At 59.0% G+C, this 14,291-nt stretch carries 17 protein-coding genes; 10 read left to right on the top strand and 7 right to left on the bottom strand.

Annotation, left to right across the window (positions count from 1 at the left end; all coding sequences use genetic code 11):
* Positions 1-43: 43 nt before the first annotated feature.
* Both C7440_RS08920 and C7440_RS08925 read right to left on the bottom strand, forming a co-directional pair.
* Complete coding sequence (locus tag C7440_RS08920) at positions 44-2,248, bottom strand: Mu transposase C-terminal domain-containing protein (RefSeq protein WP_116518267.1); 2,205 nt, start codon at positions 2,246-2,248, stop codon at positions 44-46.
* 44 nt (positions 2,249-2,292) lie between these two features.
* Complete coding sequence (locus C7440_RS08925) at positions 2,293-2,499, bottom strand: DNA-binding protein (RefSeq protein WP_116518268.1); 207 nt, start codon at positions 2,497-2,499, stop codon at positions 2,293-2,295.
* Positions 2,500-2,614: 115 nt separating this feature from the next.
* Here C7440_RS08925 and C7440_RS08930 point away from each other — a divergent pair, with 115 nt between their 5' ends.
* Genes C7440_RS08930 through C7440_RS08940 form a run of 3 tightly spaced genes read left to right on the top strand, consistent with a single transcriptional unit; the run spans position 2,615 to position 4,201 of the window.
* Positions 2,615-3,025, top strand: coding sequence for a helix-turn-helix domain-containing protein (locus C7440_RS08930; protein ID WP_017246034.1), 411 nt, complete (start codon positions 2,615-2,617; stop codon positions 3,023-3,025).
* Between the two features lie 8 nt (positions 3,026-3,033).
* Positions 3,034-3,831: a hypothetical protein gene (locus tag C7440_RS08935; protein WP_116518269.1), complete on the top strand. Its 798-nt coding sequence runs from the start codon at positions 3,034-3,036 to the stop codon at positions 3,829-3,831.
* Positions 3,812-4,201, top strand: coding sequence for a hypothetical protein (locus tag C7440_RS08940; protein WP_016502314.1), 390 nt, complete (start codon positions 3,812-3,814; stop codon positions 4,199-4,201). The genes C7440_RS08935 and C7440_RS08940 overlap by 20 nt, the downstream gene beginning before the upstream one ends.
* 433 nt (positions 4,202-4,634) lie before the next feature.
* Here C7440_RS08940 and C7440_RS08950 read toward each other — a convergent pair whose 3' ends face one another.
* Complete coding sequence (locus C7440_RS08950) at positions 4,635-5,456, bottom strand: isocitrate lyase/PEP mutase family protein (RefSeq protein WP_116518271.1); 822 nt, start codon at positions 5,454-5,456, stop codon at positions 4,635-4,637.
* Positions 5,457-5,531: 75 nt separating this feature from the next.
* Here C7440_RS08950 and C7440_RS08955 point away from each other — a divergent pair, with 75 nt between their 5' ends.
* Positions 5,532-5,936 carry a YchJ family protein gene (locus C7440_RS08955; protein ID WP_165832511.1) on the top strand — a complete coding sequence of 135 codons (405 nt, stop codon included), beginning with the start codon at positions 5,532-5,534 and terminating at the stop codon, positions 5,934-5,936.
* A 40-nt stretch (positions 5,937-5,976) separates the two neighbouring features.
* On the opposite strand, the gene C7440_RS08960 is transcribed toward C7440_RS08955, so the two are convergent.
* The gene (locus tag C7440_RS08960) at positions 5,977-6,765 is read right to left on the bottom strand and encodes an AraC family transcriptional regulator (RefSeq protein WP_116518272.1); all 789 of its coding nucleotides are present in this window, start codon (positions 6,763-6,765) and stop codon (positions 5,977-5,979) included.
* Positions 6,766-6,844: 79 nt separating this feature from the next.
* On the opposite strand from C7440_RS08960, the gene C7440_RS08965 reads away from it, so the two are divergent.
* From C7440_RS08965 to C7440_RS08975, 3 genes are all read left to right on the top strand, one after another.
* Positions 6,845-7,867, top strand: coding sequence for a bile acid:sodium symporter family protein (locus tag C7440_RS08965; protein WP_116518273.1), 1,023 nt, complete (start codon positions 6,845-6,847; stop codon positions 7,865-7,867).
* Positions 7,868-8,020: 153 nt separating this feature from the next.
* Complete coding sequence (locus C7440_RS08970; protein ID WP_116518274.1) at positions 8,021-8,446, top strand: hypothetical protein; 426 nt, start codon at positions 8,021-8,023, stop codon at positions 8,444-8,446.
* A 230-nt stretch (positions 8,447-8,676) separates the two neighbouring features.
* Positions 8,677-9,111 carry an NUDIX hydrolase gene (locus C7440_RS08975; RefSeq protein WP_116518275.1) on the top strand — a complete coding sequence of 145 codons (435 nt, stop codon included), beginning with the start codon at positions 8,677-8,679 and terminating at the stop codon, positions 9,109-9,111.
* Here the strand turns inward: C7440_RS08975 and C7440_RS08980 are convergent.
* The 3 genes from C7440_RS08980 to C7440_RS08990 all read right to left on the bottom strand — a co-directional run bounded on the left by C7440_RS08980 (position 9,077) and on the right by C7440_RS08990 (position 11,446).
* The gene (locus C7440_RS08980; protein ID WP_116518579.1) at positions 9,077-9,796 is read right to left on the bottom strand and encodes a tRNA-uridine aminocarboxypropyltransferase; all 720 of its coding nucleotides are present in this window, start codon (positions 9,794-9,796) and stop codon (positions 9,077-9,079) included. The genes C7440_RS08975 and C7440_RS08980 overlap by 35 nt on opposite strands.
* A gap of 99 nt (positions 9,797-9,895) precedes the next feature.
* The gene (locus tag C7440_RS08985) at positions 9,896-10,303 is read right to left on the bottom strand and encodes a cupin domain-containing protein (RefSeq protein ID WP_116518276.1); all 408 of its coding nucleotides are present in this window, start codon (positions 10,301-10,303) and stop codon (positions 9,896-9,898) included.
* 15 nt (positions 10,304-10,318) lie between these two features.
* On the bottom strand, positions 10,319-11,446 hold the full coding sequence (locus tag C7440_RS08990; RefSeq protein ID WP_116518277.1) for an ABC transporter substrate-binding protein: 1,128 nt from the start codon (positions 11,444-11,446) through the stop codon (positions 10,319-10,321).
* 148 nt (positions 11,447-11,594) lie between these two features.
* Between C7440_RS08990 and C7440_RS08995 the strand changes: the two genes are divergently transcribed.
* Genes C7440_RS08995 through C7440_RS09005 form a run of 3 tightly spaced genes read left to right on the top strand, consistent with a single transcriptional unit; the run spans position 11,595 to position 14,285 of the window.
* On the top strand, positions 11,595-12,365 hold the full coding sequence (locus tag C7440_RS08995; RefSeq protein ID WP_116518278.1) for an SDR family oxidoreductase: 771 nt from the start codon (positions 11,595-11,597) through the stop codon (positions 12,363-12,365).
* A 37-nt stretch (positions 12,366-12,402) separates the two neighbouring features.
* Positions 12,403-13,764, top strand: a complete 1,362-nt coding sequence (locus C7440_RS09000) for an aromatic ring-hydroxylating dioxygenase subunit alpha (RefSeq protein WP_165832512.1) — start codon at positions 12,403-12,405, stop codon at positions 13,762-13,764.
* 14 nt (positions 13,765-13,778) lie between these two features.
* Positions 13,779-14,285, top strand: a complete 507-nt coding sequence (locus C7440_RS09005) for an aromatic-ring-hydroxylating dioxygenase subunit beta (RefSeq protein ID WP_116518280.1) — start codon at positions 13,779-13,781, stop codon at positions 14,283-14,285.
* Positions 14,286-14,291 lie beyond the last annotated feature (6 nt).

Genomic DNA, 14,291 nt, shown 5'->3' on the forward strand with positions numbered 1-14,291 from the left:
GCGCGGGGATATCGGATCCACATTGGGTTGTGCGCAAAGCGTCTTATTCACCTTCATCAGACCATTGCACCGCTTCCAGGTACGGGTCTGTATAGTCAGGCGAATGCCACTGTGAAAGCCGCTTCGGGCTCGCCTGGGCGGCTTTCACTTTTCTATCGTCATCCAACAGCTCTTGCTCGACGGCCTGCCTGGCTTGCAGCCCGCGCAACATCTGCGCGGCTTCGTCTGATATCGCCACTGTTGTGCCTGTTGGGGCTTGCACCATCGCGGGCGAGCCCTTGACCACCTCGCGCATCTCCCCGACCAGGTCCAAGCGGCTACTGTTCTCGCGCACCTCGGCAACATGGCGGCGCATGACTTTTTCTCGCCGAGCCTGTTCCTTGGCCCCTGCTGGGTCCAAGAAGCCGAAAGTCGGGGCAACACCCGCAGCGCAAATAAGGGTGCGCTTAGCATCGAACACAAAACAGTAATCAGGGCTGTGGCGGGCCACACGCACGGTCAGGCTCTGGCCCGTGTATGGCAACAGCGCATCGTCGTAATACTCGACACCATTCCAGCTGATGTAGCCGCGAGAGGCCTTTCGCTTACCTTCCTCGGCAAAGGCAAGTAGGAGCACTTGCGGTGAAACCCCGGTCTTAGTCCAACCCGCATCAACATGGGCGCGGTATGCTTGCTCTGGGCTTTGCCCCTGCATCGATCCGCCCTGCTTAGCACCGTGATAAAAGGAAAGCGCCGTATCAAAATCACTCAGAAAGTCGTCCGCCGTGCCGGTATAAGGAATTGGAGCCTTTCCCACGTTATGTGTTTTGGCGCGCATGCGGTCACCGCCTGTCCAGCCGGGGATCATGGAAAGGACCGTCTGCTCAATGACCGAAAACAGTCCTTCAATGGGTTTTGCGGGTGCGTTATAAGGTCTGGCGCGTACCACTTGGCGTTGTTCGCTGACCAGTTCTCCGATTTCGCTTTCGGCTTTCAGGGGGGATACGCCGAACTTGCGATCCATCGCTTGCGTCAAGCGCGAAATCTCGCTGAAAGCCGTCATCATTTCGTGCCAGGAATACTCAGAGCCGTTATCCAGGTATAGCGTAAGGGGCAACCCCCACGCTGCACACATGGCGGCAAAGCTCGCGGCCACGTGCGCTTGCTTGATACCCTCACCCTTCTCCAGCAGTACGAGCGTGCCATAGAGCCGGTTGGTTGCCACGTCATGCCAGCAGATGGCACGCGGATAGACGATGCTGCCATCTTCGCGGCAAACTGCAATATCCAGAGGGTGCACGTCACCCACCACAACGTCCATGGGTTTTATACCTTCGCGGTTTCGGCGAATGCGCGGGATGTATAGGTCACAGTATTGCTTGGCGTCTTGGTCATAGACTGCCAGCAGGCTATCTTTGCGGCCTTGTTCAACAAAGCGACGTGTGACAGCGCAAAGGGTCGGGGCTTTTTCATCGGGAATGTTCCAACCAGCCGCGCGTGATAGTTTCACAAGTTTCTCAGTGGCAAAACGCTGCACAACCTGCCAACCGGGGACGCCGCTACCCCAAAGGGAACGCACATAGTGAGCGAGCGCCTCAGCCACAGCCTGCTTCTTTGTAGTATCCAGCGGGCAGGCACCATCCCAGCGGCGAGTAATTAGCACGCGTGAATGGCCTGCATCTTTGCGCGACCTGGGTTTTAGGCCCTCTAATTCACTCTTCTCGTAACGGTTGATCCACTCATAGAGTTGGGTCTTGCTGATGCGGACCCTCTTGCCATCGGGGCGCGTGTATTCGCGCGAAAGCACTTCTGTAACCGCAGCGGAACGCTCCGGCTTATGGCGGCGAAGGCCCAGCACAGGCCGGATGATCGAGTAAATCCACATGGCCTGTTCGGTGCGCTTGCTGGCGGTCGGGTCGCTGAGCAGCCTCTCAGGCATCACAAGCGTGACGGCAGGCGTATCGGCTACGCAGTCCTTGCGCTGCTCTTTGGCCCATTTCCAGCGTAGGTCTTCCGATAGGGATGAAAGGTGAACTTCGTATCGCTCCCCCGACTTACCGCCGATGCCCTGCACCGTACGAATGTCTAAATAGCATCCGCGCCAAGGTTTGCCATCTACAGCTTTTCGCAGCGCAATTTGACCAGCGCGGATATCAATCCCGGCCAACCTCGCGAAATCATCGGCGGTCAGCCAATCGCTGTTCACCGCATTTAATACGGATATAGCGGGAGCTCGCGAGGTGTTTGGGGTCGGTACGGACAGGTTCATGGCGGTCTATTTGTTGAGGTTATCTCTGGTATAGCTACAACCGCCTATTTCAGTTCGTCGATGACGCCATCTTTAAGGCCCAACAGCACCGCAGCCTTGTGCCCGGAGCCGTAGAGGCCTTTGACGCGCCCGTATAAAACAGAGCGCACAACATCACGCGAGAAACCATGAGACCTTGCCCAGCCGGAAATCGTTATTCCGCGATGTTCGAAGTCCGCCAGCACTTGTTGGGGGGTTCTGAGCGTTTTCATATCGTCACCTAGAGTAGAATGCGTAAGAATGGGTTATTTGTTGCTATGATGGGTAAAAACTTATACATTGTCAAGCGATAGCGGTATCTATTTACCAAATTATGGGTAATTTATTATGCAAACCATTGGGGAAAGACTGAAGAGTGAGCGCGACCGCTTGGGTCTCTCGCAGCTTGAGATGTGCGCGCTGACGGGAGTAAGCCGGAAAACCCAGTTCAACTACGAGAATGGCGAGCGGTTCCCCGATGCTCTCTACCTAGAAACGCTCATGAAGAAGGGGCTCGATGTTCTTTATGTTCTATCAGGCGACCGGATGGAGGAGGCTCACGCCGCATCTACAACACCAATCGACGAAGAGCTGCTCTCGCAGATTATTGAGGGCATGGAGTTATTGCTGACGAAGATGCATAAGAGTCTTTCCGCAGGAAAGAAAGCCCGCGCCATCGTGATGTTGTACCGCTCTTTTTCCTCCCAGCAGCACATTGATTCAGACACGATCCGTCAGGTTATCGAGCTCGCAGCGTAGGAGAAACCATGACAAATACAAAGTCGAACATCATTCGCTTTCCTGTAGTAGGCCGGTCGTCGAAGAAGCCTGACACACCTTCACCAGGCGCTGCTTTTCTGGATGCTGTGAAGATGATCCAGGATGCACCTGCGTTACCTTCCAACAAGACACGAAGGGGAAAGTCTCTTCCATCGCAGTCCGTAGAGGGCGATAACAATACGCAGGTCGCTGGGGAAAGGGTGGTTCACCAGTCAATCAAGGGCAGCGGTAACGTGCAGATTGGCGGTGCGGTTGGTCGCGTGACGGTACACGCCAACAAAGCGCCGAGAATTGAGATAGCCGCCCCATTTGGATCTATAGGGGCCGACCCCGCTTTCAGGGCACGTATAGAAAGCCTAATCAAGCAGATTAACGAATACCGCCACAAGCGCCTTGGTAAATCGTTCAAGTTTGGCGCTCTATACGGAGAACTAGCAAAGGCATTTGGTCTTGCTCCGAAGAGCTGGAGGGATATCTGGCTATTTGACGAATCAATGGCGCCTGAAGTCATCCATTGGCTAGAGGCGAAGCTCAATAACACTCAGCAGGGACGAATTGATAGGGCAGCTAGAGGTGAAGCCTACATGCACACGCGCGGCCATCTCTTCAAAATCGAAACGGACTACTTGGCTCAATTGGGTTGGAATGACGACTATGCGACGATGCAGCGCGAGATTGTTACCGGCAAGGAATCGCGGCGACACATGACGGATGCAGAGTTTCGCCACTGGGTGGGCTATCTTCGCAGGGCATTGGAGGCTATGTATGGCGAATCAACAAATTGAAGGGAACAACAACGTCCAGGTAGGAAGGCTAGATGGGGATTTGATCGTTGAGCCGCCGACGCCCTTCATGCGTGAGGATGATCCCAATGTTGTTCCTTGCCCATTTCAGTGCGGTCAGCGCACCTGGTGGAATGCACCGGGGTGCTGGAACTGCGGACGGCCTGTGTTAGCCTTCTTTCAGCAGCAGGCCCGTAATGCTCAAAAGGAACGACTTACCAAGGCGGCTGTGATATCCGGCCTTATTGGTTTGGTACTAGCTATGGGCAGTCAATACCTTCCGAGCGGTATCAGTGGCGTTGCTCTGGTTGTCGGTGTCTTGGGAATACTCGGATTTGCGGCCCTTGGCTCCCAGGCTGACAGACTGAAATGACGGACTAAGTGAAAGGTTTGCACGGGAACTCGCAGCAGCCGGAGTTTCGCCAATCGTTTCGCCAATGCTTCGCCAATCGTTTCGTCAATGGCCCTTTTTACCACCATGCGAAATAAAATCCGCCTTCAAAGCCTCCGAACAACCCGCTTCGATTCGTTTAAACTCACTTAAACCCGCATTTTCCGGATTAATTATGGGCTTCTTTTCCGGAATAATTAAATCCCTCCCAGAAGCGAACGGAGGTGGGCGCGATTTTACTCGATTCGCTCCGGCCGCCTCGGCCGGGCGCCACGGCGCCGGCACTTGCCTGGCATGAAGAAAAGACCCCTATTTGACTCAGGAATGGGGATGCCCGCGCTGGCCTCCCCCGGCAGGGGCCTTTGAGTACGCCGTGTATCTAGCGCAGACTGAGAGCGCCCCGAAAGCGGCCTGCTTACTTGAAGAGACTGTTCAGTTCTTTGCCCGTGGGCCCGCCGGAACCAAACGCGAACTTCCCTTCTTCAGCGATGCCCCGGGCCGCCTGGTAGAAGCCCGTCCACGCCGCCCGCGCCAGGGCGCCGCCAACGCTGATGCGCCGCACGCCCAGTTGGGCAAGGTCTTTGACCGTAAGCTCGGTATCCCAGCCTATCAGTACATTCACGGGCTTGGGGGTCACGGCTTGGACCACGGCCTTGACCTGCTCGGCGGTTTTTATGGCCGGCGCATACAGACAATCGGCGCCCGCCTCGGAATAGGCCTTCAAGCGGGCGATGGCGTCGTCAAGATCGGGCACCCCCACGAAGAAGTTCTCGGCACGGCCCACCAGCAAGGTGTCGCCCCCCGCCTTGTCGATGGCGGCCCGGGCCACGCTGATACGCCTTGCCGCCTCTTCGATATCCATGAGGGGCGATTGCGGGTTGCCGGTGGCGTCCTCTAAAGAGAAGCCGGCCACGCCGGTTTCAATGGCCAGCAGCACGCTTTCTTCGACACCGGCCGCGGTGTCGGCAAAGCCGCTTTCGAAGTCGGCATTGACGGGCAGGTCTACGGCTTCAACCATGAAGCGCATATGCGCCAGCACCTCGTCGCGCGGCAAGCCGCCGTCGGGCTTGCCATTGGACCAGGCATAGCCCGAACTGGTGGTGGCCAGGGCCTTGAAGCCCATCGATGCCAGCATCCTGGCGCTGCCGGCGTCCCAGGGGTTGGGAATGACGAAGCAACCTGATTGGTGAAGCTGCCGAAATGCCTTGCGTTTCTCGCTTGCTGTGGAACCGGACATTACACCCTCCGAAGTGGAATGAATAATCAGCTGCCTTGCTAATGTAGCGCAATCCATCGCCTGTATTATGGCGGCATGAAGAAAACAGCGAAATCGCCGGTCCTTGCACCCTGCCCTTGCGGCGGCGCCGCGGGCTATGAAGCCTGCTGCGGACGCTGGCATCGCGGCCCGCAACGCCTGATGGCGCCCGATGCGCAAACATTGATGCGCTCGCGCTATACCGCCTTCGTGCTGGACGAACTCGACTACCTGCTGGAAACCTGGCACGCCAGCACCCGGCCAGCCAGCCTGCAGGCGAACCCGCCGGGCACGAAGTGGCTGGGCCTGGAGGTGCGCCGCCATGAATGCCAGGACGCCGAGCACGCCACGGTCGAGTTCATCGCCCGTTCACGCCATAGCGGGCGGGCATCCCGGCTGCACGAGACCAGCCGCTTCGTTCGTGAAGACGGAAGGTGGTTTTATGTGAATGGGGATTTTTGACGCGCTGCCGCCGCTAGTGTCCTGTTTGGTTAATTATGTGCTAGGTATCAAAAACGCCGCGCGCGAACTCTCCGGGGGTTACCCCCGTGTGTTCCCTGAAAATGGCAATGAAGGACGACAGGCTTTCATAGCCGCAAGCCAAAGCGACGTCTGTGATGCGGTCGCCCCGTTCGAGCAGGGGCAGTGCATGAATGAGGCGGGCTCGCTGGCGCCAAAGCCGAAAGCCCAGGCCTGTTTCCTGCTGGAAGCGGCGCGTGAGGGTCTTGGTGGAAACGCCAAGCGACGCGCTCAGGTCTTCAAGGCTGAATTCGGTGGAAGGATGGTGCTGCATGCGCAGGCAGATGCGTCGCAGCTGAGGGTCGGACGGCCAGGGCAGGATGAGTCCGGCTTCGGAACAGTCTGACAACTGGTCGACCAGCACCTGCACCAGGCGCCCGTGGCGGCCGCTTTCATCGTAGTCGAGCGGAAGCGTGCAGAATTCGCGGATCAGCTCATGCATCAGGGGGCTGATCGAGAGCACACAGCAATGGTCCCATTGCAGCCCAAAGACCTGTGTGTCGAGATACAGGCTGCGCACGACGGCATTGGACGTGCGGCGCACACGGTGCAGGATGCCCGGCGGAATCCATACGCCCCGTTGCGGCAAGGCGATGAAACGGGCGTCGGGCGTCCATACCTGCAAATACCCTTCGGTGGCGTATGAAAGCTGCCCCCAGGCATGGCGGTGCCGCCCGGGAAAAACAAGGTTGGGCGGGGTGCTGAAATGCCCGGTGAGCGGGCGGGGCAGGGACTCGAACTGCGCCCATCTGTCCGTTCGCGAATAGTTCATAGCTGTTTACCGCTAAACGTAAGTTTCATCATAGCTTAAGCTTGGTTCTGGACCAACATCAAAGAGCGCAGGAACGGCCATGGCCGCCAAATTACATTTGCTTTTCGACCGCTTCACCCTCAGTCTCGTGGCCGTGGTGGCGGCGGCATCCTTCTTTCCCGCCCACGGCCAAGGGGCGGTGGTTTTCGAGTGGATAACCACCTTTGCCATCGCCTTGCTGTTTTTCCTGCACGGCGCCAAGCTTTCTCGCCAAGCCATCATCGCCGGGGCCATGCACTGGCGGCTGCATGCCTTGATCTTCGTCTGGACCTTCGTGGTGTTCCCCCTTCTGGGTTGGGCGGCGTATCCGGTTCTGGTGCCCTTGGTCGGCGAGCCCCTTGCAGTGGGGGTAGTCTACCTGTGCGTATTGCCCGGCACCGTGCAGTCGGCCATTGCCTTCACCTCGATCGCGCGCGGAAACGTGCCCGCCGCCGTATGCGCGGCCTCGGCCTCAAGCCTTATTGGAATCCTGATTACGCCCTTGCTGCTCAGGCTCATCCTGGGCACGGACACCTCTGCGCTCAGCAACAGCGCGCTCATCACCGCCATCGAGAAGATCAGCCTGCAGATCCTGCTGCCTTTCGTGGTGGGCCATCTTGCACGGCCCCTTGTCGGACGCTGGATGGATGCACACCGCAAACTGGTGCTTACAGTGGACCGCAGCTCGATCCTGCTGGTGGTGTACACGGCGTTCAGCGAGTCGGTGGTGGGCGGCCTATGGAAGACGGTGGACGCCGTTTCGCTGGGCTGGCTTGTGGCCGCGTGCTGCGTGCTGCTGGCCGTGGTGCTGGTCGGCAACATGTGGTCCACCCGCCGCCTGGGCTTCGGACGCGCGGACGAGATCACGATTGTTTTCTGCGGCTCGAAGAAAAGCCTGGCGACGGGCGTGCCCATGGCGGGCGTGCTGTTTGGCGCAAGCGCAGTGGGCCCGGTACTGCTGCCGCTCATGATTTTCCACCAGATCCAGCTCATGGTTTGCGCGATGCTGGCGCAAAGATACCCCCGTGCTGAAGAAGGAGACGACATCGCACAGGCTAAGAGGCCCGCGACACAGGCCCGATAATCGAATCGTATAGCCCTCCGGTCATGCATGTCGTACCGTAACCTCGGAAACTACGCGCGGTAATTCCGTCTCCTTTTGCACCACCGGCCTCGATACTTTGGGTAGCCTGTCTGCATGCTGTCTGTGCAGCGCATTTGAACCCGAAGAGGCCTTATGACACTTCTTGCCCGCATCAATAAACTGAAGAACACCGTTCTGCACGCGCAAAATCTTGACGAAGCCTGGATGGAATTCTTCGACCTCACGGTGCATCCAGACTTCATGAAGCAGTCTGTGCCATGCCAGCTTGAGAACCTTCATTTCATACTGGACCAAATCGGCAAAAGCGTGATGCCGGGCGGTGCAGGCAAGCTTCGGGCGGCGCCGATAGTCAGGTGCAAGGGTACCGACTTCTACCATGGCGCCCTAGAGGCGGGCGACAAGCCCGGCGCCTTTATCTACTTCGACGACGCGGGCGTGGGCATGGCGGCCTTCGTCGCATACGGCGCCAAGACCGAGCTATGCCGATTCACCGCCACCCTGGTCAACAGCCCGCATTGTTTCGTGCCGGCCGCGGATGGTTCGCCGGCCACGCATTGATCGCATTCAGCCGGCGGGCAAAACCCACCTTCAAGAGGGAAATCAACCCTTCCTGCCTTTCCATGAGCCACCCTTATACCGGCATCTCCGCGGACATTGCATAAGACATGCATATTTAGCTAGACTAGATCAAGCGTACATGGAGGCTGATATGCTGCTCGTAAATATGCTGCAAGCCAAATTCACCCTTTATAGGCGATCACCGTAAGCTTCTCGAGCAGGCAAGAAAGATGACCACTGCCCTTGGCCAACCCCAATCCACTCTTCACATCGCAACAGCCTGCTTCATCAATTCCGCCAACGCCTTGCTGGTGGTCCGAAAGCGAGGCACAACAATGTGGATGCTGCCCGGCGGCAAGCTGGACGCGGGTGAAACTGCCGAACAAGCACTGGTGCGTGAAGTCGGCGAAGAGCTTCAGGTTTCCCTAAGCCCGAACGACATTTCATTTCTTGGCAGTTTTCAGGCCGCGGCAGCCAACGAGCCTGATACACGGGTAAGCGCCAATGTATTCCGGGCGCGGCTTCCAGACGGACAGCGGTTCAGCCTGGCGGCAGAGATAGAAGCTACCGATTGGCTTTCCCTGGACATGCCCGTTCCAGCTACAGTTGCCCCGCTGCTTCGGGAACACATTATTCCTGTGCTGCAGACGGCGGCATTGAAGTAGGAAGCGAAGTACCGGAAATCTGTTTCGCCGTTCTGAGCGAATAATTCCGCTCGTACACCTCTTCCCCCATCGCCTCTATCTGCTGCTGCACCAGCACCTTGAATGGTGCGAGCAAACGCTGGAAATCCTGACCGGGCTCCAGCATAGACAAACTGCGCGATATGGCTTCAATAGTGGAAACGGCGGCCGGCTCGCTGGCCTTGCGTACTCTGTATTCAGAAGGCTCGCCGGGGGGAAGGCCGAGGCGGGGCAAGGTGTTCAGCACAGGGTTCAGCTGGACGATCTTGCGTGCCTTGCGCCAGGTTCCGTCGGGCACGATAAGTAATGCCGGCCCACCCTCGGCAAATGCACTCGGCCACTCTGCCTCGCTCGACCGGGGACGGCTTTGCAGCTCGGGCCGAGGCCGGCCCTCATCTTTCTCGGGGAACAATAACAGAGCCCGACCGATGGAGGCCACTATGCCATCCAGTTGGGGAAAATGTTCGCCCACGAGCAGTTCCGCATGCTCCAGGCCCAACACCGCCAGCCGCGCGGTGTTCAAGGGGTGCTTGGCCTCGTCGGGATGCTGCAGGACCAACACACGCGTACGGTTGGAAATGCTTGGTATATGCGTGCAAAGGCAATGCGACAAGGGACGTTGGCACCGGGTACACCGGCGCCGAGGTCGTTTCTTCTGTATGGGCATAGGCCCCATTTTACGAGATCGGGCAAGCCGCTGAAGGGCTCCATACAACAGAGGAATAGCCTGCAGCCAGCCTGCCTAACGCCGCAAATGCAGTACGCATCAGCCTTCTATGCGAAACCCCCTCGAATCGATTTTGACATCGGGCTTGTAGTTCACAATACGCTCGGATGAAATGTGGATGCCCAGCAATTGGGTCACCTCGGTCGGACTTGTGGTGAAAGCATGCCAAACCCCGGGGTGCAACTCGACTGTGTCGCCCTTCTTCGCCACCACGGTCTGTACGCCGTCGTCTTCGATCCGGAACTCCGCCGAACCCTCGAGAACGATCAGATACTCGATATACGGATGGCAGTGAAAGGGCACATCGTAGCCCGGCTGGCAAGTCTGCAACGCAGTGCGAATCGGCGTACTCTGCCGGGCGTCTCCGATCAGCACCCGCAAGTCGCTTTTTGGGCCATAGGACACGTATTCCGCATCCTCGATCCGTCTTACTTTGAACCCGTTCACGTCCTTCTCCTTCTGTTACTGAGAGAGTTTCCACTCGCCGTCTTTCACCTGCACCAGCACGCGCGCACGTTCGTCCACGCCATAGTGGTCGCTTGGGCTCATGCTGTAGACCGCATGGGTGCCCTTTACCTCTTTGTTGCTTTCGAGCGCATCACGCAGCGCCTGGCGGAATTCGGGGGTGCCGGGCTTGGCTTTTTGCAAGGCGACGGGAATCGCGGCCTGTATGAGCAGGCCCGCATCCCAGGCGTAGGCGGCAAAGGCGTTGCGGCTGCCCGCGCCGTAGCGGCCCTCATAGCGCTCCAGGAAGTCCATACCCGTGGCCTTCAATGGATGATCGTCGGACAACTGCTCCGCGACCACCACGGCTCCGGTCGGGGCAATGACGCCTTCGGCGCTTTTTCCGGCGACCCGGATGAAGTCTCGATTGACCACGCCATGAGTGTGATAGATCTGCTGGCGATAGCCACGGTCCACCGCAGCAAGCTGGGGCAGCGCCCCCGGTGTTCCCGATGCGCCCACGAAGATGGCGTCGGGCTTGGTCGAGACCACCTTCAGCACCTGGGAGTTCACAGATGTGTCGTTCCGGGTATAGCGCTCGTTGGTGGTAACGGTGATGCCGCGCGCTTCTCCGCCGCTCTTGGCAAAGTTGTAGTTCATGTCACCCCACGAATCCGAGAACCCGATATAGCCGAGATTCTTCACCTTATGGGCCTGCATATGATCCAGCAAGGCATTGACCATCAAGGGAATGGGCTGGGGCACGGCGAATGAATACGGCTGTTCGGCGGCCTTTATGGGAATGGGGCAGATGGCGATCAACGGAATCTTGGCCTCGTTGGCCACGCTGCCTTGGGCGATGGCGACCGGTACGGTGCTCGAGCCAATGATGACGTCGACCTTTTCTTCGGTGATCAGCTTGCGGGCGTTTCTTGCACCCACGGTCGGATCGCTGGTGTCGTCCAGCAGGACGTAGCGAACGTCCTCCCCGGCGACCGTCCGGGGCAACAGGGCCACGGCATTGGCCACGTAAATGCCCAGCGAAGAGCCTGGGCCCGTCGAGCTGACGGACACGCCAACCACCACTTCAGCGCAAACGGCTCCGGACCATGCAGCCAGCAGCAGCGCCAAGAGTTTCTTTCTCATGTTGTCTCCTTTGGTAGATGGCGATTCCCTATTTTCTTGTTCACCGCCGTAGAATACTAATGTAGAATACTACACTAGAATACTACGGCGGGATCAGGTAGCGCGTCAACAATTAGACGAGGTTCCGTCATCAATGCAGGAGGAGGCAATGTCACAGCAGTTACAAAACAGGGTTGCACTGATAACAGGCGCCGCGAGCGGCCTGGGGCTTGCCATTACGCAACGCTTCCTGGCCGAAGGGGCCGGCGTCGTCGCATTCGACCGCAGCGGGCCAGCCCTGCAGAGGGAGTTCGGCGCCAGCGATGTAGTGTGCTGCGAAGGCGATGCGCGCTCGCAGGCCGACAACGCGCGCGCCGTCGCGCTGGCCCAAGAGCGCTTCGGCCGGCTGGATGTACTGGTCGCCAACGCCGGCGTCTATGACAATCGCAAGCCGTTCCTCTCCTTCTCGGCCAGCGAGCTCGAGACCGCGTTCGACGAACTTTTCGCCATCAACGTCAAGGGATACATGCTCGCCGCCCGCGCTGCGGCGGACATTCTGGCGCAGCATCGCGGCTCCATCATCTTCACCAGTTCCGTCTCGGGCACCCACGCCGGCTTCGGCGGAGCGCTGTACGTGTCAGCCAAGCATGCCATCAACGGCTTGACCAGGCAGTTGGCTCTGGAGCTGGCGCCGCACGTCCGCGTCAACGCCGTCGCACCCGGCTATGTGCCGACGGCCCTGCGCGGCCTGGAAAGCCTGGGCCAGAGCCAGAACCCAAGCGCCCCCGCCGCCACCGACCTTCCGTTGCAAGCCATTGCAACGCCGCAAGACTATGCGTCAGCCTATGCTTTCCTGGCATCGGACGCGGCGGCGCATATGGCCACGGGAAGCATCCTGGACCTGAATGGCGGAACCGCGCTTCGCGGCCCCAGGCTCTAGGACGCGGGGCCTGTACTTTTCGTTAGAGGACAAAAGAATGAACGATTCGAATATCTTGAGCCCATCGTCCGACACCGACGCTACCCCTCTTCCCCCACTGATTCCAGCCGACGCCGCCATGGGCGAATACCGGGCCGGAGACCTGTTGGCGCCCGACGGCTCGTCTGTGGACCGTCGCGTCTTTGTCGATGAAGGCCTCTATCGCCTGGAACAGGAACGGATCTTTGCCAAATGCTGGCTGTATCTCGGCCATGAAAGCGCCCTGCCCGAGAACGGCTCCTTCCTGACGATGACGATGGGCGAAGATCCGGTCATTCTGGTGCGCGACAAGACCGGCCGCCTGAGGGTCTATCTCAATAGCTGTACCCATCGGGGCGCCAGGGTGTGCCGTGTGGACTCCGGCGTAACGACCTCATTCAAATGTCCCTACCATGCCTGGACGTTCAATACGGAAGGCCAGCTGGCCTCCGTGCCGCGCCTGGGGCCCGTGTACGGGGACAAGCTCGACCGCAGCCTGCACGGCTTGCGCGAGGCGCCCCACGTCGACAGCTTTGGCGGGATGATATTCGCAAGCTGGGATCCTCAAGCACCGACGCTGCGCGAATACCTGGGCGACATGGCCTTCTATCTGGACCTCATGCTGGACCGCATGGAAGGCGGCACTGAACTCATCGGCGGCGTTCACCGCTGGACGATCAACGTGAACTGGAAGATTCCGTCCGAGAACTTCGCGGGCGACCACTACCACGTCTCCTCCACGCACGGGGCCGGTGTCGAGATGGGCTATCGAAGCCGCCTCAGCAACGACGGCTATTGCATCCAGACCGGCAACGGCCATTCCATCGGAAGCGAGCGCGGCGGCGCGCAGCAGGGCACAGCCGTCAAGACCGACTATGACGCCTTCATTGCCCAAATGCGCAGCGAACTCGTGGACCGGTACGGGGAATCGGCTTCGGCCTTCGTCCCCATCGGGGTGGGCACGATATTTCCCAATATGTCCTTCCTGGACAGCGCGCGCTTCCGTTCCTTCCGGGTGTGGCATCCGCGCGGAGTGGACAAGATCGAAGTGCATTCGTGGTGCCTGGTCGACAAGGCGATGCCGGCGGAACTCAAAGCGGCCGTTCGCAAACAGTATTCTCTGGCTTTCGGCCCCGGCGGAATTTTCGAACAGGACGACGGCGACGTCTGGCAAAGCGTCCAGGACAACCTGCGCGGCCACATCGGGCGGCAAGGGCGATTCAACTACCAGATGGGTCTCGGCCGCGAAGCCCCGACCTCCTCCAGATATGGGCCGCCTTTTCCCGGCAGCACCAGCGACATCCTGATGACCGAGGCCAATCAGCGCGCGTTCTACAGGCACTATGCGTCGCTGATGGCCGACCCGCGCTGCAAGCCGTAATTCCAGGAAGAACCATGACCGACGTAATGAACACCCAATTATGGACCGCGGTGGAGAACTTCTATCGCCGGGAAACCCTGCTTTTGCAGGACCGCCGCTATCGCGAGTGGCTGGAACTGATGGACGGCAGCATCAGCTACCGAGTTCCAGTCACCACCTCGTCCCTGAACGGACTGGAGAGCAGCGAAGACGAGCTGGGCTACTACGACGAAGACTTCGAACTGCTCAAGGCCCGCGTTGCCAAGCTGGAAAGCAAGCAGTCCTGGGTAGAACAGCCGCCCTCGCGGCTGCGCTATTTCATCCAGGTCGTGGACGTGACCCACCAAGACGATGGGCTGATCATCGCTCGAAGCAATCTACTGCTTCTGCAATACCGATGGAACATGGAGCAGCAGTTCAGCGGAGGCCGCACAGACCTACTCATGCCACGCGAGGACGGGGGCAGCTTTCTTCTGCGCAATCGGCGCGTAGTCCTGGACCGGCAAGCGCTTGGGAACCAGGGCTTGAGCGTCTTCTTCTAAGAAACG

The organism is Pusillimonas noertemannii (assembly GCF_003096595.1).
Taxonomy (GTDB): domain Bacteria; phylum Pseudomonadota; class Gammaproteobacteria; order Burkholderiales; family Burkholderiaceae_B; genus Pusillimonas; species Pusillimonas noertemannii.